The following is an 18,996-nucleotide window of genomic DNA, read 5'->3' as shown; positions in this document are numbered from 1 at the left end:
CGCGATCGGCACGCGTCACAGGCGTTCCCCAACCGCGCAGTGCTACCTTCGCCCGGGCGCGACAAGTGGAGGACGGATGATCGACGACCCTGAGCTGGGGCTCGTACTCGGTGGTGGTGGCGCCTTCGGCGCCGCCCACGTCGGTGTGCTGCAGGTGCTCGCCGAGCGAGGCATCCGTCCCGGCATCGCGACCGGAACGAGTTCGGGCGCCCTCGTCGCGGCCGCGTACGCCGCCGGCCTGGAGCCGCACGCCATCGAGCGCGCCGCACGCGCTTTCCGCTGGAGCGCGATCGCACGCTGGTCGATGACGCCACGCTGGGGTCTGCTCGACACCACCGCCATCGTCGACGCCGTCCCGCGTGCCCTCGGCGAGGACCCTCGCATCGAGCATCTGCCCCGGCGCTTCGCCGCGTACGCCACCGATCTGCGCACGCGCCGCGGGATCATCCTCGACGAGGGACCGCTGAGCGCCGCCCTCCGCGCGACGGTCGCGGTGCCGGGCCTTCTCCCCCCGATCCGCCGCGGCGATGCGCTGCTCGCGGACGGCGGGATGATCGACAACGTGCCGGTCGCCGCGGCGCGCGCCCTCGGCGCCACGCGTGTGATCGTGGTGCGGCTGCACGCGAAGTGGGAGAACGTGCGCATGATGCGCACCGTCACCCGCACCGCGGATCTCGTCGCCGACCCGTCCGTCGTGCTGATCCAGCCCGAGATGGAGGGCATGGCGCAGTGGCGGATGACCGACGTGCCGCGCCTCATCTCCGAAGGACGCCGCGCGGCGACGGCGGCGTTGGATGCTGCGGCCCAGCGCGATGCGTCACGCCGATCAGATGCGACGCTCGTCGCCGAGTAGTCGCGCCGCGGTGCTCCGTCACATCCGCGCGTAGCGGGCGCGCGCGAAGCAGAAGACGCCGTAGATGATCAGACCCGCGGCGACCACCCAGAGGATGATGGACCCGAAGGGCAGACCGGCGAGCGTGTGGAGCGCCGCATCCAGCCCTCCGGCTGTCTGCGGATCGTGCGTGACGGCCGCCACGACGAACAGCGCTCCCGCCGCCGCCACGGCGATGCCCTTTGCGACATAGCCGACGATCCCGAACGTCACGATGCCCCTGCGCGCGACTCCGGTCGGCAGGTCGAGGTGCTTCTCGAACGCGCGCGTGAACCCGCGCACCACGAAGGCCGCGCCGATGGCGAAGACAATGAGACCGATGAGCACGAGCAGGAAGATCCCGCCCGGGGTGCTCACGAGACGGGCACTGAGCGTCTGCGACGACTGCGACGAGTCGGAGCTGCCGCCGAGCGCGTACACGAGGGCCGTGAAGGCGATCGCGAGATACGCGACGGCGGTGCCGATGTACTTGACGCGGTAGCCCCACTTCTTCTTGGTGTCGGGGTTGCGCTCCAAGAACGCCTGCGCGACCTGCCACACGGCGAGCGCCGCCAGCCCGATGGCGATCGCCCAGAGGAGGAACACCCCGAGAGGAGTGCTGCGGATCGCCTCCATGGCACCGCCCTGGTCGGCCTCTCCTGCACCGCCGGTCGCCACCGAGATGGCGATGAAGCCGATGACGATGTGCACGATCCCCAGCACGACGTAGCCGATGCGGGCGATGGTCCGGAATGCGGGCGACTCCGTCGCTGCCCGCGCCGCGTTCTTCGCAGTGGTCATTCGCGAAGCGTATCGCCGGGGAATCCCGCAGGATTGGGGCTTGAAATCCGCACGAGAACCGTGCTCATGCGTCCGGCTCCGCAGAGGACGCCCGCGACGACATCGCCCTTCGGATGCGGTAGGCCTGCATCGCACTCCACACCAGGCAGGCGACCGCGATGCCCTCGAGCAGCCCCGCGAGCACATCGCTCGCCCAGTGGGCGTGCAGGTAGGTGCGGCTCCACATCATGTAGGCGACCCAGACCACTCCGAGCGTCCAGACGTACCAGCGGCGCAGCAGAAGTCCCAGTGTGACCGCGATGGTCGTCGCGACGGCGGTGTGACCCGAGGGGAACGAGGTGGCCATGCTCTCGGCGAGCGAGTCCGACGGGCGCACCCGCGCGATGACCGCGGCCATCGGGGCGCCGATCGCCGTCACCGTCACGATGGCGATGGCGAGGGTCGCAGCATCCCATCGCCGTCGCCGCCAGAGGAAGATCGCGATGATGAGGATCCCCACGACAGGCGCCCCTATCACCCCGCCGATGATGGAGGGCACCCAGGCGATCACCAGACCCACGTCGGTCAAGCCCGCGAGCATGAGGTCGTCCCACCAGAGGTCGACGGCAAGGGGATCGTGTCCGCCCAGCGCCACCGCGAACCGCAGCACCACGAACAGCACCGTGGCCACCACGCCGATCACCAGGACGGTCGCGCGGTGGGGATCGGGGTGCGGTAACGGCTCGTCGGGCGTCACAGCGAGCGGCGCGCGACTGACCTGCGGTTCTTCATTTTCGCCCACGCGACCATTGTGAACGCGGCCGGGTCTCGCCCGCGCCCTCTTGCCTTGTGCGGTCCGGGTGTCGTATGAGCCCATTGACGAGCCGCACGCGCACTGCTCTGATGAGCGGATGGAGGCGATCGTCGACGTCGACTACGTGGTCGTCGGTGCGGGGGCGATGGGGATGGCGTTCGTGGACGCCCTCACCACGGCCGCCGACGACGTGTCGGTCGCGATCGTCGACCGACGCCACGGCGCCGGGGGTCATTGGCTCGACGCGTACGGGTTCGTGCGGCTGCACCAGGCGTCGGCCTTCTACGGCGTGGCCTCGACGCTCCTCGGCGGCGGACGGCTGCAGACGGACGGCCCAGAGCGGGGACTGCACGAGCGCGCGAGCGCCGCGGAGGTGTCGGAGTACTACGCCCGCGTGCTCGCACGACTGGTCCGATCGGGGCGGGTCGCCTTCCACGGCCGCAGCGAGTACCTGGGCGATCGCCGGTTCGTGTCGCTGCTCAGCGGTACGCGTTTTCATGCGCCCCGAGCGCGGGTGGTGGACGCGCGGTACCTGTCCCCCGACATCCCGCTGCTCACTCCCCCGCCGTTCGCGGTCGAGGACGGTGCGCACGTCGTGGCCGTCAACGACCTCGTCCGACTCGCGGAGGCTCCCGGCCACTACGTCATCGTCGGTGCCGGCAAGACGGCGACCGACACGTGCGTGTGGCTGCTGCAGAACGGCGTCGCCGCGAACGCGATCACGTGGGTCCGTCCGCGCGACCCGTGGCTGCTCAACCGTGCCGTCGTGCAGCCCGACCCGGCGATCTTCCTCGGCATGGCGGCCGACACGATGGCCGCCGCGGCGGCGGCTTCGGATCCCGACGACGTGTTCCTCCGGATGGAGGATGCCGGGATCATGCTGCGCTTCGATCCCGCGGTCACCCCGACGATGGCCAAGACGCCGACGCTGGCCACATGGGAACTCGACCTCGTCCGGACGATCGACGACGTCGTCCGTCGCGGACACCTGCAGTCCGTCGGCCAGGGGCGCCTGACGTTCGCCGACGGCGACGTGCATGTGCCCGCCGATTCGCTCGTCGTGCACTGCGCGGCCGAAGGCCTGAAGTACCCGGGCCTCACACCGATCTGGACCCCGGAGGCCATCACCCCGCAGCCGGTGCGGGTCGGCTTCCCCTGTTATGGCGCAGCGCTCTCCGGCTACGTCGAGGCGACCCGCGACGACGACGCCGAGAAGAACCGCGTCTGCCGCCCCTCGCCGTACTCCGACACCCCCTCTGACTGGGCGACGATGCAGACGATCGGCGGCGACGCGTCGCTCGCGATGTCGAAGGAGACGGATCTGCGGGCGTGGTCGAACACGACACCGCTGAACCCTGCGCGCGTGGCCCCGGAGCGGGCGGACGACCCGGCCGTGCTCGCCGCCGCGGCGAGGTTCAAGGAGAACATCGGCGCAGGGCGGGCGCGCCTGGCGGAATTCGCGGGGATCGCGTAGCCGGTGCGCCAGAATGTCGCCATGAACGAGACTGCCGTCTACCAGCCCGGCGTGTGCAACATCGGTCCCGCCGAGATCCGCAGGCGCCGCGCGTCGGGGTGGTGGGGGCTCGCGATCGCCGTCGTCTTCCTGGGCATCGCGTTCGCCCTCGGGTGGGCGGCTCCGTGGCGCCTGCTGGTCGCGCTGCCGGTCTTCCTGTCGGCCCAGGGATTCCTGCAGGCCGCGTTCCACTTCTGCGTCGGGTTCGCGAGCCGGGGTCTGTACAACTTCGGCGACCTCGGCAAGGAGGAGAGCATCCAGGACGCCGAGTTCCGGCGGAAGGATCAGCGCAAGGCTCTGCTCATCAGCCTGCTGGCGTTCGCCATCGCCGCCGTCGTGGGCGTGGTCGCGTACCTGATCCCGATCGGCTGACGCGTCGGGACCTCAGTCCCAGTCGAGGTACTCCTCGACGATGACCGCCGTCTCGACGGGGTGGGTGAGCGGGAAGAGGTGACCGGCACCGTCGAGGTTCTTGACGCTCGCCCGCTCGGGCGCTGTCGCCTGCAGGCGCTCGCCGTTGGCGCGCGGGGTCACCTCGTCGTCCGCGCCCTGCACGATCAGCACCGGGATCACCGGGGCGAGCGCGATGTCTTCGTCCTCCACACCCAGCAGCAGCAGTCCGTTGACGCGCTCGGGGTGCGCGGCGACCAGCGCACGCGCGACGGTGCCGCCGCGGCCGTGCCCGCCGACCCACGTGCGCTCGAGGCCCAGCTCATCGATGACCGCGACGACGTCGTCTGCCTGATCGTCGGTCGACGCCGCGTCGACGTTCGTGCGGTAGCCGACGCGGATGATGTGGAATCCCGCCTCTTCGGCGAGGTAGTGCCCCACCACACCCAGCGCGTCCTGTCCGGGTTCGGCGATCAGCACCAGGCCGATGGGCCCGTCGCCTTCGACGACGTAGGGGATCGCACGCCCGTCGGGCTCGAAGATCTGCGTGGTGTCGGTCATGGGAAGCCTTTCCGGGAAGCGAGCGTCAGACGTTGAAGCGGAACTCGACGACATCGCCGTCCTGCATGACGTAGTCCTTGCCCTCGAGCCGGGCCTTGCCCTTCGAGCGGGCCTCGACGACCGAACCGGTCTCGACGAGGTCGTCGAACGAGATGACCTCTGCCTTGATGAAGCCCTTCTCGAAGTCGGTGTGGATCACGCCGGCCGCCTGCGGGGCCTTCCAGCCCTTGCCGATGGTCCAGGCGCGGGCCTCCTTCGGGCCGGCCGTGAGGTACGTCTGCAGCCCGAGCGTGTCGAAGCCGATGCGCGCCAGCTGGTCGAGACCGGACTCGTCCTGCCCGGTCGACGCGAGCAGCTCCGCCGCTTCCTCCGGGTCGAGGTCGATGAGCTCCGACTCGATCTTCGCGTCGAGGAACACGGCCTTGGCCGGTGCGACCAGAGCCTCGAGCGAGGCCTTCTTCGCAGCATCCGTCAGCACCGCTTCATCGACGTTGAAGACGAAGATGAACGGCTTCGCGGTCAAGAGGCCCAGCTCCCTGATCGGCGAGAGGTCGATGCCCGAGGCCGACAGCAGCACACCCCGCTCGAGGGCGTCCTTCGCCTCGACAGCGGCGGCGAGCACCGAGGGGTCGAGCTTCTTGCCCTTGACCTCCTTCTCGTATCGCGTGATCGCCTTCTCGAGCGTCTCGAGATCGGCGAGCTGCAGCTCGGCGTTGATGGTCTCCATGTCGCTCTGCGGGTTCACCGCGCCGTCGACGTGCACCACGTCGTCGTCGTCGAAGCCGCGCACGACCTGGGCGATCGCATCCGCCTCGCGGATGTTCGCGAGGAACTTGTTGCCGAGACCCTCGCCCTCGCTCGCGCCGCGGACGATGCCGGCGATGTCGACGAAGGACACCGCGGCGGGCAGGATCCGCTCGGAGTGGAAGATCTCCGCCAGCTTGTCGAGCCGCTGGTCAGGCAGGTTGACCACGCCGATGTTGGGCTCGATCGTCGCGAACGGGTAGTTCGCCGCGAGCACCTGGTTCTTGGTCAGGGCGTTGAAGAGGGTCGACTTGCCGACGTTCGGGAGACCGACGATTCCGATGGTGAGAGCCACGGGCATCCAGTCTAGATGGCGACGTTGCCCGCCCCGCCGCCCGGCGCGATACTGAGCGCGTGGACGAGTGCTGCGCGCCGCGGGTGCCGGAGGGCTACGACCGGGAGTTCAACGCCCGGTTCGCACGGCGGCTCGCTCGGCAGTACCGGAGCGACGGTCTCACGCCGAGTGCGGCCCTGGTGCTCGACTTCGCGGGCTCGGTCGGGCTCGAAGGAGCGTCGCTGCTCGAGATCGGCGGAGGGATCGGCGACATCCAGCTCGAGGCGCTCAAGCGGGGCGCGTCCCGCACGACCAACGTCGAGCTGTCCGCCGCCTACGAGCCCGAGGCCGCCCGGCTGCTCGACGAGGCCGGCCTGCGCGGTCGCGCCACACGGATTCTGGGGGTCGATCTCGCGAGCACGCCCGAGGCGGTGGAGCCCGCCGACATCGTCGTGCTGCATCGCGTCGTCTGCTGCTACCCGGACTACGAGCGTCTGCTCGGCGCCGCTGCCGGACGAGCCAAGCGCGCCGTCGTGTTCAGCCACCCGCCGCGCACGCTGTTCGCCCGGTTCTCGGCGCACGCGATCAACGCCTTCTACACGCTGACGGGCAACCCGTATCGCGCGTACGCGCACACGCCCGACGCCATGATCGCGGTCCTGAGCGGGCGCGGCCTCGAACCGCGCTACCGCGAGGTCAGCGGGCCGTGGCACGTCGTCGGCTCCGTGCGCGCGTGACCCGCCGTGCTCAGGACCGGATGCCGCGGAACGCGTGCGTCACGTACGGCAGGTCCACGACCTCGGCACCGGTCGCCTCGATGACCCGGCGCTCGTCGAACAGGTCGCTCACCGAGGCCAGGATCGCCGCCCGATCCGCGTCCGATGCGGTGATGACGTAGCTGCGCGACGCGACCATGTCGAGGAGCGCCGCGCGCGTGAGGGAGCGCGTCCATGTCCACGAGCGCGGCTCGAGTCCGTCGAACGGCTCGGCCACGCGGGGCCCGTCGCCCGCGAGCATCTCCTCGGCGTGACTGCCGTGCATCGCCGCCGTGAGGCGCGCGACCCACGGATCCGACTCGTCGCGGATGTTCCAGACGAGTCCGAGCACACCTCCCCGGCGGAGCGCGCGCCCGACTTCGGCGGACGCGGCGACGGGGTCGACCCAGTGCCACGCCTGGCCGAGCAGCACGGCGTCGACGGAGGCGTCGGGAAGCGGCATCCGTTCCGCTGTCCCCGCGAAGGTCGGAACCCCGTGGACGTGCTCGCGGAGGGCGGCGAGCATGTCCACGTCGGGGTCGATCGCGACGACCTCGGCGCCGGCTTCGACGATCGTGCGCGTCAGCTTGCCGGTGCCCGCCCCGACGTCGGCGACCCGCACGGCGCGGCCCGGCTCGCGCACCGGGGCGAGCATCCAGTCCACGGCTTCGCGCGGGTAATCGGGCCGGCCCGACTCGTACGCGCCCGCGGCGGCCCCGAACGACAGCGACATGTCTTCGCGACTGGCCATGTCTCCGACCCTATGACGAGAATGCGCGCCCGGCGCGCCTTCCGTCCGCGCACCCGGGCCGGGGTGAGTCTGGACATGTGCCTCTGGACTTCACCGCGATCGACTTCGAAACGGCGAACTCCAGCAACGCCTCGGCCTGTGCGGTCGGCCTCGTGCGTGTGCGCGACGGCGAGATCGTCGACCGGACGGGCTGGCTGATCCGCCCACCGGCCGGGCATGACGTCTTCTTCGAGCTGAACGTCCGCATCCACGGCATCCGACCGGAGGACGTCGTCGACGCAGCGCCGTGGAGCCGCCAGCTCGCCGACATCGTCGCGTTCGTGGGATCCGACGTGCTCGTCGCCCACAACGCCGGCTTCGACATGGCGGTGCTCAAGCGGGCGTGCGACGCGACCGGCGACGAGTGCCCGCCGTACCGCTATGCGTGCAGTCTGCAGGTGGCCCGCAGGGTCTACCGTCTCGAGTCGTACCGACTGCCGTTCGTCGCCGCGGAGGCCGGATTCGCCGATTTCCCGCACCACAACGCCACCGCAGACGCCATGGCCTGCGCGCACGTCATGATCGACGCGGCGCGGCGCGTGGGCGCCGACGACATCGACGCCCTCACCGAGGCGGTCGGCGTCCGGGTGTCGCAGATCTCGGTCACCGAAGCTCCCGCGGTCTCGTTCGCCGTCGCCTGACGCGGAACCGGTCCCCACGGCCTCTCCACTCGCCGCTGGCGCGTCGAGCGGAGCCTCGGGCCGCGTGGGCCCGGCTGCGGCCAGCCGCGCGGGCGATGTCCGAGGCATCCGGCACCCTGGAGTCATGGACGCAGTCGTGATCAGTGTGGTGGCAATCGCCTGTCTCCTCGTCGGCGTGATGGCGGGCTGGGCGGCGGGACTCGCCCGCGGCGCGGCACGAGCAGCGCGCGAACAGGCCGACCTCACCGCGCGGCTCGCCGGCTCGGAGGCCGCGCGGCAGGGGGTGCAGGCCCAGCTCGAGCATCAGCAGGTGCTCTACCGCGAGCTCGCGAGCCAAGCGCGCCACGACCAGGCGGCCCGCGAAGAGCGCGAGCGCCGCGAGCAGTCGGTGCTGCGGGCCCTCGCGCCCGTGCAGGAGACGCTGGCCGCGATGCACACGAAGGTCGACGACCTCGAGCGCGACCGGCACCTGCAGTTCGGCACCCTCGCCGAGCAGCTGCGACGGGCGCACGAGTCCGACGAGGCCCTGCGGGCGACCACCGAGTCGCTGGCCGGTGCCCTGCGCTCGGGCAGCACCCGCGGCGTCTGGGGCGAGACGCAGCTGCGGCGCGTCGTCGAGGCCGCCGGGCTCACGCGCCACGTCGACTTCGACCTGCAGACGTCGATCACGTCGGACGCCGGCGCGGGTCGCCCCGACATGGTCATCCGTCTCCCCGGCGAGAAGGCGATCGCCGTCGACGCGAAGGTGCCCCTCGACGCCTTCCTGGAGGCGAGCGCCATCCCGCTGACGGCCCAGGGGGCGGAGGCCGCCCGTCGGCGCAGTCTGCTCGACAAGCACGTCAAGGCCGTACGGGCGCATGTCGACGCCCTCGCCCGCAAGACCTACTGGGCGGGGCTCTCGTCGAGTCCCGAGTTCGTCGTGTGCTTCGTGCCGAGCGAGTCGCTCCTTGCGGCCGCCCTGGAAGAAGACCCCTCGCTGCTCGACTATGCGTTCGGCAAGCGCGTGGCGCTGGCATCGCCCGTGAACCTCTGGGCGGTGCTCAAGACCGTCGCGTACACCTGGACCCAGCAGGACGTCTCGCAGGAGGCCCGCGTTCTCTTCGACCTCGGCAACCAGCTCTACGAGCGGCTCGGGTCGCTGGCGTCGCACGCCGACGACCTGCGCCGGGCGATCGAGCGCACCGTCGACAGCTACAACCGGTTCGCCGGATCGCTCGAGACCCGTGTGCTGGTGAGCGCGCGCAAGTTCCCCGGCATCGACGCGACCAAGCTCGACGCGGTCAACGAGCCCGCAGCCATCGAGAAGAGCCCCCGCCGCCTCACCGCGCCGGAGCTGCTCGACGAGACGCTCCCCGGACTCGAAGAGCGACCCGGACCTGAGGCCGGAAGCGACGTCGAACACCCGCGTCTCTCCGCGACCGCGGAGCTCGGCGACGTGCGCGCACGCATCGCCTCGCCGAACGAGTGAGGCTCAGGCGCCGCCGGGAACGAAGCTCAGCAGCACGATGACCGCGGCGGAGACGCCGACGAACGCGCCGATCATCCACCAGGCGCTGATCTCGTGACCCTCGTCACGGCGGACACGCAGAAGCACGTCCGGCCGGCGGGCGGGATCGATCGCGTTCGCGACCACCGCCTGTGCGCCCGTCTGGGGCGACGAGGGATCGGCTGAGTGCGCAGACATCGTCAACTCCTCGAGTAGGAAACACCAACGTGTCTCCATCGACACCACTGAAGATTCTGCCAGAGTTCCCTCGGAGGCCGGTCACGAAACGGTCACGGCGGCATCACGTGTCGCACCGCCGCGGCCGTCTCCCTCAGGCGGTCAGAGCCACTTCGAGACGAGGTGCTCCGACGAGATCCGGCGCAGCGTGCCCGACGCGCCGCGCAGCACGACGCTCTCGGTGTAGACGTACCCGCCTTCGCGGCGGACGCCGGCGACGAGCGCACCGTCGGTGACGCCGGTCGCGACGAAGATCGTGTTGTTGCCCTTCACGAGGTCGTCCGCCTCGTAGACGAAGCCGTCGAGGTTCAGGCCCGCGTCGATGCCGCGCTGCTTCTCGTCGTCGTCGCGCGGCCACAGTCGGCCCTGGATGTGGCCGCCGAGAGCCTTGATCGCACACGCAGTGACGATGCCCTCCGGGCTGCCCCCGACACCGACGCACATGTCGGTGCGGGCGTTGTGCCGCGCCGCATTGATGCCACCGGCGACGTCGCCGTCGCTCATCAGACGGGTGCCGGCGCCGGCCTCGCGGATCTCCTCGATGAGGCGCTCGTGACGCGGGCGGTGGAGCACCGAGACCACGAGCTCGTCGACGGGCTTGTCGAGGGCCTTGGCCAGCCGGCGGATGTTCTCGCCGATCGGCAGGCGGATGTCGACGACGCCGACGCCCGCGGGGCCGGTGACGAGCTTGTCCATGTAGAAGACGCTCGACGCGTCGAGCATCGTGCCGTGGTCGGAGACGGCGATGACCGAGAGCGCGTTGTTGCGACCGGCCGCGGTCAGTGAGGTGCCGTCGATCGGATCGACCGCGACATCGGCCTGCGGGCCGCGGCCGTTGCCGACCCGCTCGCCGTTGTAGAGCATGGGCGCTTCGTCCTTCTCACCCTCGCCGATGACGATCGTGCCGTCGAAGTTGACGGTGGTGAAGAACGCCCGCATCGCGTCGACGGCGGCACCGTCTGCCGCTTCCTTGGCGCCGCGGCCGATGAACGGCACCGCGCGGATCGCCGCCGCTTCGGTCGCCCGCACGAGTTCGAGTGCGAGGTTGCGGTCGGGGTGGAGGGGACTCATGTCCGCGGTCAGGCTCACCATGCGGTCAGCCTATGCCAGCATCCCGCCCGATTCACGAGAATTTCACGCGACAGAAAGGGAAGGAATCGCGTTTCTTTCCAATATCGCAGGGACGTGGGTTTCCCGCACTCCGCCGGGCAGCGGCATCCATTCCGGCATCCGGCCCTTGGGTAGAGTTTGCGGTGACGCCCACTCGATCAAAAGGGAGCACTCATGCCCGTCGCCACCCCGGAGCAGTACGCCGACATGCTGGACCGCGCGAAGGCTGGTGGCTTCGCGTATCCCGCCATCAATGTCGCCAGCTCGCAGTCGATCAACGCGGTCCTCCAAGGACTCACCGAGGCCGGCTCGGACGGCATCATCCAGGTGACGACGGGCGGCGCCGATTACTTCGCCGGCCACACCGTGAAGAACCGCGCCGCCGGTGCGCTCGCGTTCGCGAAGTTCGCCACCGAGGTCGCCAAGAGCTACCCCATCACGGTCGCCCTCCACACCGACCACTGCCCGAAGCCGGCGCTCGCCGACTTCGTGCTCCCCCTCATCGAGGCGTCGGAGGAAGAGGTGAAGGCCGGCCGCAACCCGATCTTCCAGTCGCACATGTGGGACGGCTCGGCAGTCCCGCTCGACGAGAACATCGAGATCGCGAAGGACCTGCTCCCCCGCCTCAAGAACATCAACGCCATCCTCGAGGTGGAGATCGGCGTCGTGGGCGGCGAGGAGGACGGCGTCCAGCACGAGGGCTCGAACGAGGCGCTCTACACGACGGTCGCCGACGTGACGAAGGCCGTCGAGGCACTCGGCCTGGGCGAGAACGGCCGCTACATCTCGGCCCTCACCTTCGGAAACGTGCACGGCGTGTACAAGCCGGGCAACGTCAAGCTCCGCCCCGAGCTCCTCGGTGAGATCCAGGAGGGCATCGCCGCGAAGTTCGGCACCGGCCCGAAGCCGCTCGACCTCGTCTTCCACGGCGGCAGCGGCTCGACCGACGAAGAGATCGCGCTCGCGGTCGCCAACGGCGTCGTGAAGATGAACGTCGACACCGACACGCAGTACGCGTTCACGCGCTCGGTCGCCGGCTTCATGTTCTCGAACTACGACGGCGTCCTGAAGGTCGACGGCGAGGTGGGCAACAAGAAGGCCTACGACCCGCGCGCCTGGGGCAAGATCGCCGAGTCGGCGATGGCCGCCCGCGTGGTCGAGGCCACGAAGCAGCTCGGCTCGGCCGGCAAGAGCCTCGGCGCGTAAGCAGCAGATTCGACGGATGCCTCGGCACCGGCCTCACGGCCGATGCCGAGGCATTCGCGCATTCCATGAAGCCGAGGCGGGCCCACGCGCCCGAGGCTCCGCGCGGCACGAAGCGACGCGTGGAGAGCAGTGGGGATCACTCGGGGTCGGCGTAGCGGTCGAGCAGCCCGGGCGCGCCCTCGGGGCGGTGGACCACCACGATCTCGTCGCCCGCCTGCACGCGCCCGCCCTGGACGACGCGAAGGTACGGCCCGAGGCGGCGCTCGTTCGAGAAGCGCTTGACCCAGCCGCGCGCGTCGTCGCCGCCGACCCACCGCGCGAACGTCTGGCACGGGGTGCGGGGCATGGTGACCTCGACCTCCACGCGATCGCCGATGCGCCAGCGCTCGCCGATGAGCGCGGCGTTGACGTCGATCCCCTCGACCCGCAGGTTCTCGCCGAACCAGCCGGGCGGCAGCTCGCGGCCGAGCTCCGACTCCCAGAACGCGGCGTCTTCCTCGGCGTACGCGTAGAGCGCCTTGTCGAAGCCGCCGTGGTGCTTGCGGTCGGCCTGCACGTCGGCGTACACGCCGTAGGGACCGACGCGCACGGGTCCGTCCACGGTGGCCTTGTCGATCGCGGTCACGCCGACGGAGCCGGCATCCGGACGCAATTGTCGGACGGCGCAGACGGCGACCAGGCGAGGCATCCGCTCATCCTAGCCATCGGCCCTGCCGGTCGCGCTCACTCCCCCGGCGGCGCCGCAGGTTCGCCGCGCAGCAGCACGCGGCCGTCCGAGACGGCCCGTACCTCGATCGACGCGATGTCGTCGCGGTCGAGGGCCGTGCCGGCGTCGAGGTGGGCCGTCGTCCCGGGCCCCGCTCGCCATGAAGACAGCTCGCTCGTGGTGCCGTCGGTCGAGGTGACGACGAGCACGTAGGGCCACTCCTCGTCGGCCGTGTAGGGATCGCGGCTGGGCGGGTAGTGGCAGGTCATCGCGATGCGGGTGCCCCACGCCACGTCGGTCAGTTCCACCTTCGCGGTCAGTGGCACGTCGGTCACCGCCTGGAGCGCGACGACCTCTTCGGGCACGCTCGCCGGCGCGACCGCCGTCGTCACCGCGAACGCGACCACCACGGCGACGGCCGCCGCCGCGGCGAGGCCGCTGCCCCACGCGACCGTGCGGCGCCTGCGGGCGTCGCGCGTCCCGCGGACGACCATGCGCTCGCGCGCCGCGGGATCGGGCCCGTCCTGGTCCGACGGCTCGAGCAGCGTCTCGGCGCGTTCGGGTGAGACCCGCGCCAGGAGTCCCATCGTCGGCGCGAGGTCGGCGATCGCGTCACGGCAGACGGGACAGCTGTCGAGGTGGGCCTCGTACCGGCGGCGGTCGTCAACGCTGAGCGCGCGCACGACGTACGCGGCGTCCCAGTCGGCGAAGCGTGCGTGGTCCGTGGTCATCGCGTCACCCCCTTCTCCTGCAGGGTGAGCCGGAGGGCGCGCAGCCCGTAGTGGAGGCGCGACTTGACGGTGCCCTCCGGGATGTCGAGTTCGTCGGCCATCTCGGCGACGGAGAGCCCTCGGTAGTAGGCGCGCACGACGACGGCGCGGTGGTCCGTGGTGAGCGTGGCCAGCGCCTCCTCGACGAGGATCGCCTCGAACAGCGCGTCGGTGGCGTCCGGCGCGGTGCGCTCGGGGACCTCGGCGACGCCGATCTCCCGGCGGCGCCGCGCACTGCGCGCGTCGTCGATCACGAGGTGACGCGCGACGGTGAACATCCACGAGCGCGCGGTCGAGGGATCCTGCTCGAGGATCTTGGGCGTTCGCCACGCCCGCAGCAGCGTCTCCTGCACGATATCGTCGGCACCGGCGCGGTCGCCGGTGAGATGCACGACATAGCGCCAGACCGGCGCCGCATGCGCGTCGTACAGAGCGGCCAGGCGCGCGGCATCGCGTCCGGCGGCACTGTCTCGACGCTCCACGCTGTCGTGCGGCATCCATCACCTCCCGCAGGAGACACGAGACACACGACCCGCGGGTTCACGTGAATCCGCAGCGCGCCCGCGCCGTCACCTGTGAGTATGGACCCGCTGTGGCAGGACCGCATGGCGCGCGATCCGCGCGCCGCAGAAGGTCAGAGCCGCGCGCTGTCGAGGAGCGCCTGCCACACGGCGGGGTCGTTCGTCAGCGGCGCGACCATCAGCGCGCCGGCGATCATCGAGAAGACGATGCCGCCCACCAGCGGGATCCACCACGTCACGCGCGAGCGGCGCATGTTCCAGACCGAGAGGGCCGCCGTGGCGCACCAGCCGACCACGAGGACGATCACGGCAGCGATCGCCCACGGCTTTCCGGCGGCGGGATCCGAGAGCTGCACGTCGACGCCCATCAGTCCGAGCATCGTTTCGGCGTACGAGCCGTAGTCGAGGAAGGCGGGCACCGAACTGATCACGTTGACGAGGCCGTAGGCGAGCAGCGCGAACGTCACGATGCGATCGACGGGGTGCTGACGCTTCTCGGCGACGGCAGGGGCGGGTGGGATGCCGTCGGCCGGGGCATCCGTCATGATCGGCGCGATCGGCTCCTGCTGCCACGGCGCCGGCTCCTGGATGCGCGCCCGCTGCTCCTCCGGCGTCGCATACTCGCCGTACTGGGGGCGGGGACGCGAGCGCGGATCGGGGTCGGCGTTCGCGGCGTCGCTCATGCGCGGGTCCGTCCACCGAGGGCGCGGTCGTCGCGCTTGCCGGCAGCATCCGTTCGGAGCTCCTTCGGGAGGGAGAACTGCAGATCCTCCTCGGCCGTGCGCACCTCTTCGACATCGCGGTAGCCGGCCGCGGCGAGATCGTCGAGCACCTGCTGCACGAGCACCTCGGGCACCGACGCTCCACTGGTGACGCCGACGGTCTCGACGCCTTCGAGCCACGCCTGCTCGACCTCGTCCGCGTAATCGACGCGATAAGCGGCCTTGGCGCCGTGCTCCAGCGCGACCTCGACGAGTCGCACACTGTTCGACGAGTTCGCCGACCCGACGACGATCACGAGATCGGCGTCCTTCGCGACCTTCTTGACCGCGACCTGGCGGTTCTGCGTCGCGTAGCAGATGTCGTCCGACGGCGGATCCTGCAGCTCAGGGAAGCGCACCCGCAGGCGGCGCACGGTCTCCATCGTCTCGTCGACCGAGAGCGTCGTCTGCGACAGCCACACGACCTTCGACGGGTCGCGCACCTCGATGGTGTCGGCCTCCTCGGGCGAGTTCACGATGGTGACATGGTCGGGAGCCTCACCCGCGGTGCCCTCGACCTCCTCGTGGCCGACGTGGCCGATGAGGAGGATCTCGAAGTCGTCGCGCGCGAAGCGCACCGCCTCGCGATGCACCTTCGTGACGAGGGGGCACGTCGCATCGATGGCGCGAAGACCACGATCGGATGCCGCGTTCACGACCGCGGGCGACACCCCGTGCGCGCTGAACACGACGTGGGCGCCCGAGGGGACCTCGTCCACCTCTTCGACGAAGATGGCGCCCTGCTTCTCGAGCTCGGTGACGACGTGGATGTTGTGCACGATCTGCTTGCGCACGTACACGGGCGCGCCGTAGCGCTCGAGCGCCTTCTCCACGGCGATGACGGCGCGGTCGACGCCCGCGCAGTAGCCGCGCGGGGATGCCAGGAGCACCCGCTTGTGTCCGGCCCCGGCGATATCCTTGAGCGGTTCGCGCCGCCGCGGGATCCGCGGGACGGGCATGCTCACAGGGGCCTGACTCGATCGGGTTTGTCCCGCGGTGCTGATGCTCACCCCTCGATTCTACGGGCGGGCTCCTGAGCGGGGCCTCCGCCGAGGAGCCCGCGATGCCCGCCGGCTCACGGGCGTGAGCAGCCCGCGCACGGGCATGAAAGGACCGCATGACGAGTTTCCAGCCCGCCACCGTCCCCGGCGCGCCGCCGCCCCCGGACTCCGTTCCGCCGCGAGATTCCACGGCGCAGGCGCCGACCTCGGTCGCCCGGCTCAACGACACGATCCGCGGTTTCGTCCAGACGTGGGGCTCGGTGTGGGTCGAGGGCGAGATCACGGGGTGGAACCAGCGCGGCGGCAACGTGTTCGGCCGCCTGAAGGACCTGGTGACCGACGCCACCATCTCGTTCCGCATCTGGTCCTCCACACGAGACAGGCTGCCCGCAGACCTGAAGGTCGGCGACCATGTGATCGCGTGCGTCAAGGCCGACTACTTCGTGAAGAACGGCGACTTCAGCTTCGGTGTGTCGGCGATGCGCCATGTGGGACTCGGCGACCAGCTGGAGAAGCTGGAGCGCCTGCGCGTGCAGCTGCGGTCCGAAGGACTGTTCGATCCCTCCCGCAAGAAGCCCCTCCCCTTCCTGCCGCACCTCATCGGCCTCATCACCGGCGAGAACTCGGATGCCGAGAAGGACGTCCATCGCAACGCCGAGCTGCGCTGGCCGCAGGTGAGGTTCCAGACGAAGTACGCGGCGGTACAGGGCGACCGGTGCGTTCCCGAGACGATCGCGGCTCTCAAGGCGCTGGATGCCGCACCCGACGTCGACGTCATCATCATCGCCCGCGGCGGCGGCGACCCGCAGACCCTGCTCGGCTTCAGCGACGAGCGGCTGATCCGGGCGGTGGCGGCGGCGTCCACCCCCATCGTCAGCGCCATCGGTCACGAGAACGACCACCCGCTCCTCGACGACGTCGCCGACCTCCGCGCGTCGACCCCGACCGACGCCGCCAAACGGGTCGTGCCGGACGTCGCGGAGCAGCGCGCGCTCGTCGGGCAGCTGCGCGCCCGCATGAACACCCGGCTCACGCAGCGCATCTCGCACGACATCGCCCAGCTCGAGCAGCTGCGCTCCCGCCCGGTGCTGCGCGACCCCGAGACGCTGCTGACCACCCGCTCGCACGAGGTCGAGCTCCTCGCTGCTCGCGGGCGCGATCGCATCGACCGTTCGCTGCGCGTCCAGGAGCAGCGCACCGCCGAGCTCCGCGCGACGCTGCGCGCCCTCTCCCCCGCATCGACGCTGGCCCGTGGCTACGCCATCGCGCACCTCGCCGACGGCGTGATCGTGCGCGACGCCGCGCAGGCCCCGGCATCCACTCCCATCGTCGTCACCGTCGGGCGCGGCTCGTTCGCGGCACGCTCCGAGGGCGAGATGGCGGAGGACGACGCACGGACGGGCGACGCCGTCGAGCCGGACCGGGCGGGGCGCGGGGCGGGTCCCGCGGCCGAATAGACTGTGACCATGACTGAGACGAGCGGCGCCCTCACGGACGTCGCGACCCTCTCGTTCGAGCAGGCGCGCGACGAACTCGTCCGCGTCGTCGCCGAACTCGAGCAGGGCGCCCCGACCCTCGAGCACTCCCTCGCACTCTGGGAGCGCGGTGAGGCGCTCGCCGCTCGCTGCGAGGAGTGGCTGCTGGGCGCCAAGCGCCGTCTCGAGGCAGCTCGCGCCTCCGCCGATCGCACACAGGGCGAGGCGCTCTGATGTCACGCGAACCCCGCATCGTCGCCGAACTCGGTCGCGCCGAGACGCCGCAGGAGACCGCCGACCGCAAGGCCGAGTCGTCGCGGATCTACCGCTCGAGTCAGAACGTCCGCAATCTCATCGCGGCGCTGCTCGCGACGCTGGCGGTCGTGATCGTCATCATCGCCGCCGTGCCCCGCGGCACGCCGCCGCCGCGCGAAGCGATCGATGTCGCGTCGGTCGCGGCGGGCGTCGCCGCCTCCGAGGGCCGCACGGTCATCACCCCGGAGATGTCCGACGGGTGGATCGTGAACCGCGCCGGCATCGAGGGCAACGGCGGGGTCCGCGCGTTCACCGTCGTCTACGCCCCCGCTCAGGAGGACGAGCGCGGCTTCCTGCGCGTCGCCCAGGGATTCGACGCCGACGAGGCGTGGCCGGCCCGCGTGCTCTCGGGGTCCGCACCGCAGGACACCGTCACGATCGACGGCATCACGTGGGAGCGCTACGAGCTCGACCCCGACCGCACCGGGAACATCTCGGTCGCGCTCGCCGCCGACGCCGGCACCGACACGGTGCTCATCTACGGCGCCGCGCGCGAAGACGCCCTCGAAGAGACGGCCCGCTCCGTCACCGACCAGATCACCGCACTGCGCCAGGAGGCCGAGTGACCGATCAGCCCACCCCAGCGAAGGCCTGGCGGGAGATGCAGCGCGGCAACGCGCGGTTCGTCGCCGGCGAACCCCGCCACCCCCGGCAGGACGTCGACACCCGGCATGAACTCGCAGGAGGGCAGCGACCCCGTGCCGCCCTCTTCGGCTGCGCGGACTCGCGACTGGCGGCGGAGATCATCTTCGACAAGGGCCTCGGCGACCTTTTCGTCGTCCGCAACGCCGGCCAGGTGGTCTCCGAGTCCGTCGTGGGCAGCCTCGAGTACGCCGTCGCCGTGCTCGAAGTGCCCCTCATCGTGGTGCTGGGCCACGATGCGTGCGGCGCCGTCCGCGCGGCGATCGACAGCACCAGCCCCGACGCCGATCCGCTGCCCCCGCACATCTGGCGACTGATCTCGCCGATCGTGCCCGCGGTGCGCCGCGTCCAGCGGGCATCCGCCGTGGACGGCGTGTACCCCGACGTGATCGACGCCGAAGAGGTCGGTCGCGAGCATCTTCGCGACACCGTCGGCGAGCTGCTCCACTCCTCCGAGCTGATCAGCTCCGCCGTCGCCGAGGGGCGCCTCGCGATCGTGGGCGCCAACTACCGCCTCGGCGAAGGCACCGCGGTACCCGACGTCATCGTCGGAATCACCGACGCCGCCTGACC

Annotated in this window: 23 protein-coding genes; 11 read left to right on the top strand and 12 right to left on the bottom strand. The window is 70.8% G+C overall.

The annotated features are described in order from the left end of the window. The first annotated feature begins 76 nt into the window (after positions 1 to 76). A complete protein-coding gene (locus ACFC1K_RS18450; protein WP_310291936.1) occupies positions 77 to 853 on the top strand; it encodes a patatin-like phospholipase family protein in 777 nt (258 codons plus the stop codon). Positions 854 to 871: 18 nt separating this feature from the next. Here the strand turns inward: ACFC1K_RS18450 and ACFC1K_RS18445 are convergent, their stop codons facing one another. Both ACFC1K_RS18445 and ACFC1K_RS18440 read right to left on the bottom strand, forming a co-directional pair. Further along, on the bottom strand, positions 872 to 1,672 hold the full coding sequence (locus ACFC1K_RS18445) for a DUF1206 domain-containing protein (protein ID WP_375872722.1): 801 nt from the start codon (positions 1,670 to 1,672) through the stop codon (positions 872 to 874). A 64-nt stretch (positions 1,673 to 1,736) separates the two neighbouring features. Further along, positions 1,737 to 2,453 (bottom strand): phosphatase PAP2 family protein, encoded by a 717-nt coding sequence (locus ACFC1K_RS18440; RefSeq protein WP_375872721.1) that lies wholly within the window; start codon positions 2,451 to 2,453, stop codon positions 1,737 to 1,739. Between the two features lie 109 nt (positions 2,454 to 2,562). Between ACFC1K_RS18440 and ACFC1K_RS18435 the strand changes: the two genes are divergently transcribed. Next, positions 2,563 to 3,939, top strand: a complete 1,377-nt coding sequence (locus tag ACFC1K_RS18435; RefSeq protein ID WP_375872720.1) for a pyridine nucleotide-disulfide oxidoreductase — start codon at positions 2,563 to 2,565, stop codon at positions 3,937 to 3,939. 21 nt (positions 3,940 to 3,960) lie between these two features. Then, positions 3,961 to 4,350, top strand: a complete 390-nt coding sequence (locus tag ACFC1K_RS18430) for a hypothetical protein (RefSeq protein WP_310291946.1) — start codon at positions 3,961 to 3,963, stop codon at positions 4,348 to 4,350. A gap of 12 nt (positions 4,351 to 4,362) precedes the next feature. Here the strand turns inward: ACFC1K_RS18430 and ACFC1K_RS18425 are convergent, their stop codons facing one another. Both ACFC1K_RS18425 and ychF read right to left on the bottom strand, forming a co-directional pair. Next, positions 4,363 to 4,929: an alpha/beta hydrolase gene (locus ACFC1K_RS18425; protein ID WP_310291948.1), complete on the bottom strand. Its 567-nt coding sequence runs from the start codon at positions 4,927 to 4,929 to the stop codon at positions 4,363 to 4,365. A 25-nt stretch (positions 4,930 to 4,954) separates the two neighbouring features. Continuing rightward, positions 4,955 to 6,028, bottom strand: a complete 1,074-nt coding sequence (gene ychF / locus ACFC1K_RS18420; protein ID WP_310291951.1) for a redox-regulated ATPase YchF — start codon at positions 6,026 to 6,028, stop codon at positions 4,955 to 4,957. A gap of 59 nt (positions 6,029 to 6,087) precedes the next feature. On the opposite strand from ychF, the gene ACFC1K_RS18415 reads away from it, so the two are divergent. Then, positions 6,088 to 6,744 carry a methyltransferase domain-containing protein gene (locus ACFC1K_RS18415; RefSeq protein WP_375872719.1) on the top strand — a complete coding sequence of 219 codons (657 nt, stop codon included), beginning with the start codon at positions 6,088 to 6,090 and terminating at the stop codon, positions 6,742 to 6,744. Positions 6,745 to 6,754: 10 nt separating this feature from the next. Here the strand turns inward: ACFC1K_RS18415 and ACFC1K_RS18410 are convergent, their stop codons facing one another. Beyond that, positions 6,755 to 7,513 carry a class I SAM-dependent methyltransferase gene (locus ACFC1K_RS18410; protein ID WP_375872718.1) on the bottom strand — a complete coding sequence of 253 codons (759 nt, stop codon included), beginning with the start codon at positions 7,511 to 7,513 and terminating at the stop codon, positions 6,755 to 6,757. Positions 7,514 to 7,590: 77 nt separating this feature from the next. On the opposite strand from ACFC1K_RS18410, the gene ACFC1K_RS18405 reads away from it, so the two are divergent. Then, positions 7,591 to 8,193, top strand: coding sequence for a 3'-5' exonuclease (locus ACFC1K_RS18405; RefSeq protein WP_310291957.1), 603 nt, complete (start codon positions 7,591 to 7,593; stop codon positions 8,191 to 8,193). A 124-nt stretch (positions 8,194 to 8,317) separates the two neighbouring features. After that, the gene (locus ACFC1K_RS18400; protein WP_375872717.1) at positions 8,318 to 9,661 is read left to right on the top strand and encodes a DNA recombination protein RmuC; all 1,344 of its coding nucleotides are present in this window, start codon (positions 8,318 to 8,320) and stop codon (positions 9,659 to 9,661) included. Positions 9,662 to 9,664: 3 nt separating this feature from the next. On the opposite strand, the gene ACFC1K_RS18395 is transcribed toward ACFC1K_RS18400, so the two are convergent. Together ACFC1K_RS18395 and glpX are read right to left on the bottom strand one after the other, a co-directional pair. Continuing rightward, complete coding sequence (locus tag ACFC1K_RS18395; RefSeq protein WP_082496936.1) at positions 9,665 to 9,877, bottom strand: UDP-N-acetylmuramyl pentapeptide phosphotransferase; 213 nt, start codon at positions 9,875 to 9,877, stop codon at positions 9,665 to 9,667. Between the two features lie 141 nt (positions 9,878 to 10,018). Then, a complete protein-coding gene (gene glpX, locus ACFC1K_RS18390; RefSeq protein WP_310291961.1) occupies positions 10,019 to 11,008 on the bottom strand; it encodes a class II fructose-bisphosphatase in 990 nt (329 codons plus the stop codon). 192 nt (positions 11,009 to 11,200) lie between these two features. Here glpX and fbaA point away from each other — a divergent pair, with 192 nt between their 5' ends. Beyond that, a complete protein-coding gene (gene fbaA, locus ACFC1K_RS18385; protein ID WP_045296761.1) occupies positions 11,201 to 12,232 on the top strand; it encodes a class II fructose-bisphosphate aldolase in 1,032 nt (343 codons plus the stop codon). A 136-nt stretch (positions 12,233 to 12,368) separates the two neighbouring features. Here fbaA and ACFC1K_RS18380 read toward each other — a convergent pair whose 3' ends face one another. From ACFC1K_RS18380 to ACFC1K_RS18360, 5 genes are all read right to left on the bottom strand, one after another. Continuing rightward, positions 12,369 to 12,920, bottom strand: coding sequence for an MOSC domain-containing protein (locus tag ACFC1K_RS18380; protein ID WP_375872716.1), 552 nt, complete (start codon positions 12,918 to 12,920; stop codon positions 12,369 to 12,371). A 35-nt stretch (positions 12,921 to 12,955) separates the two neighbouring features. Beyond that, the gene (locus ACFC1K_RS18375) at positions 12,956 to 13,669 is read right to left on the bottom strand and encodes a zf-HC2 domain-containing protein (RefSeq protein ID WP_375872715.1); all 714 of its coding nucleotides are present in this window, start codon (positions 13,667 to 13,669) and stop codon (positions 12,956 to 12,958) included. Continuing rightward, positions 13,666 to 14,205 carry a sigma-70 family RNA polymerase sigma factor gene (locus tag ACFC1K_RS18370; protein WP_375872714.1) on the bottom strand — a complete coding sequence of 180 codons (540 nt, stop codon included), beginning with the start codon at positions 14,203 to 14,205 and terminating at the stop codon, positions 13,666 to 13,668. The genes ACFC1K_RS18375 and ACFC1K_RS18370 overlap by 4 nt, the downstream gene beginning before the upstream one ends. Before the next feature lie 137 nt (positions 14,206 to 14,342). Next, complete coding sequence (locus ACFC1K_RS18365; protein WP_375872713.1) at positions 14,343 to 14,912, bottom strand: DUF6264 family protein; 570 nt, start codon at positions 14,910 to 14,912, stop codon at positions 14,343 to 14,345. Then, positions 14,909 to 15,949, bottom strand: coding sequence for a 4-hydroxy-3-methylbut-2-enyl diphosphate reductase (locus ACFC1K_RS18360; RefSeq protein ID WP_375872712.1), 1,041 nt, complete (start codon positions 15,947 to 15,949; stop codon positions 14,909 to 14,911). Before ACFC1K_RS18360 ends, ACFC1K_RS18365 begins: the two co-directional genes overlap by 4 nt. 158 nt (positions 15,950 to 16,107) lie before the next feature. Here ACFC1K_RS18360 and xseA point away from each other — a divergent pair, with 158 nt between their 5' ends. The 4 genes from xseA to ACFC1K_RS18340 are packed head-to-tail and all read left to right on the top strand — an operon-like array spanning position 16,108 to position 18,994. Further along, a complete protein-coding gene (gene xseA / locus ACFC1K_RS18355; RefSeq protein ID WP_375872711.1) occupies positions 16,108 to 17,448 on the top strand; it encodes an exodeoxyribonuclease VII large subunit in 1,341 nt (446 codons plus the stop codon). 9 nt (positions 17,449 to 17,457) lie between these two features. Then, complete coding sequence (locus ACFC1K_RS18350) at positions 17,458 to 17,700, top strand: exodeoxyribonuclease VII small subunit (RefSeq protein WP_310291973.1); 243 nt, start codon at positions 17,458 to 17,460, stop codon at positions 17,698 to 17,700. Next, positions 17,700 to 18,347 (top strand): DUF4245 family protein, encoded by a 648-nt coding sequence (locus ACFC1K_RS18345; RefSeq protein ID WP_310291975.1) that lies wholly within the window; start codon positions 17,700 to 17,702, stop codon positions 18,345 to 18,347. Before ACFC1K_RS18350 ends, ACFC1K_RS18345 begins: the two co-directional genes overlap by 1 nt. Before the next feature lie 35 nt (positions 18,348 to 18,382). Beyond that, positions 18,383 to 18,994 (top strand): carbonic anhydrase, encoded by a 612-nt coding sequence (locus tag ACFC1K_RS18340; RefSeq protein ID WP_310292287.1) that lies wholly within the window; start codon positions 18,383 to 18,385, stop codon positions 18,992 to 18,994. Positions 18,995 to 18,996: the final 2 nt, after the last annotated feature.

The organism is Microbacterium sp. NPDC056057 (genome assembly GCF_042266945.1).
GTDB classification, from domain to species: domain Bacteria; phylum Actinomycetota; class Actinomycetes; order Actinomycetales; family Microbacteriaceae; genus Microbacterium; species Microbacterium trichothecenolyticum_C.
Note: the sequence above shows the minus strand (reverse complement) of the source record. Positions and strands in the feature narration are given on the sequence as shown.

What these genes read in the sequence shown, in the direction of transcription:
- ACFC1K_RS18450 (WP_310291936.1), top strand. Translation starts at nt 77, where the DNA reads ATGATCGACGACCCTGAGCTGGGGCTCGTACTCGGTGGTGGTGGCGCC.
- ACFC1K_RS18445 (WP_375872722.1), bottom strand. Translation starts at nt 1,672, where the DNA reads ATGACCACTGCGAAGAACGCGGCGCGGGCAGCGACGGAGTCGCCCGCA.
- ACFC1K_RS18435 (WP_375872720.1), top strand. Translation starts at nt 2,563, where the DNA reads ATGGAGGCGATCGTCGACGTCGACTACGTGGTCGTCGGTGCGGGGGCG.
- ACFC1K_RS18430 (WP_310291946.1), top strand. Translation starts at nt 3,961, where the DNA reads ATGAACGAGACTGCCGTCTACCAGCCCGGCGTGTGCAACATCGGTCCC.
- ACFC1K_RS18425 (WP_310291948.1), bottom strand. Translation starts at nt 4,929, where the DNA reads ATGACCGACACCACGCAGATCTTCGAGCCCGACGGGCGTGCGATCCCC.
- ACFC1K_RS18410 (WP_375872718.1), bottom strand. Translation starts at nt 7,513, where the DNA reads ATGGCCAGTCGCGAAGACATGTCGCTGTCGTTCGGGGCCGCCGCGGGC.
- ACFC1K_RS18400 (WP_375872717.1), top strand. Translation starts at nt 8,318, where the DNA reads ATGGACGCAGTCGTGATCAGTGTGGTGGCAATCGCCTGTCTCCTCGTC.
- ACFC1K_RS18395 (WP_082496936.1), bottom strand. Translation starts at nt 9,877, where the DNA reads ATGTCTGCGCACTCAGCCGATCCCTCGTCGCCCCAGACGGGCGCACAG.
- glpX (WP_310291961.1), bottom strand. Translation starts at nt 11,008, where the DNA reads ATGGTGAGCCTGACCGCGGACATGAGTCCCCTCCACCCCGACCGCAAC.
- fbaA (WP_045296761.1), top strand. Translation starts at nt 11,201, where the DNA reads ATGCCCGTCGCCACCCCGGAGCAGTACGCCGACATGCTGGACCGCGCG.
- ACFC1K_RS18380 (WP_375872716.1), bottom strand. Translation starts at nt 12,920, where the DNA reads ATGCCTCGCCTGGTCGCCGTCTGCGCCGTCCGACAATTGCGTCCGGAT.
- ACFC1K_RS18375 (WP_375872715.1), bottom strand. Translation starts at nt 13,669, where the DNA reads ATGACCACGGACCACGCACGCTTCGCCGACTGGGACGCCGCGTACGTC.
- ACFC1K_RS18370 (WP_375872714.1), bottom strand. Translation starts at nt 14,205, where the DNA reads ATGCCGCACGACAGCGTGGAGCGTCGAGACAGTGCCGCCGGACGCGAT.
- ACFC1K_RS18365 (WP_375872713.1), bottom strand. Translation starts at nt 14,912, where the DNA reads ATGAGCGACGCCGCGAACGCCGACCCCGATCCGCGCTCGCGTCCCCGC.
- ACFC1K_RS18360 (WP_375872712.1), bottom strand. Translation starts at nt 15,949, where the DNA reads ATGCCCGTCCCGCGGATCCCGCGGCGGCGCGAACCGCTCAAGGATATC.
- xseA (WP_375872711.1), top strand. Translation starts at nt 16,108, where the DNA reads ATGACGAGTTTCCAGCCCGCCACCGTCCCCGGCGCGCCGCCGCCCCCG.
- ACFC1K_RS18350 (WP_310291973.1), top strand. Translation starts at nt 17,458, where the DNA reads ATGACTGAGACGAGCGGCGCCCTCACGGACGTCGCGACCCTCTCGTTC.
- ACFC1K_RS18345 (WP_310291975.1), top strand. Translation starts at nt 17,700, where the DNA reads ATGTCACGCGAACCCCGCATCGTCGCCGAACTCGGTCGCGCCGAGACG.
- ACFC1K_RS18340 (WP_310292287.1), top strand. Translation starts at nt 18,383, where the DNA reads ATGCAGCGCGGCAACGCGCGGTTCGTCGCCGGCGAACCCCGCCACCCC.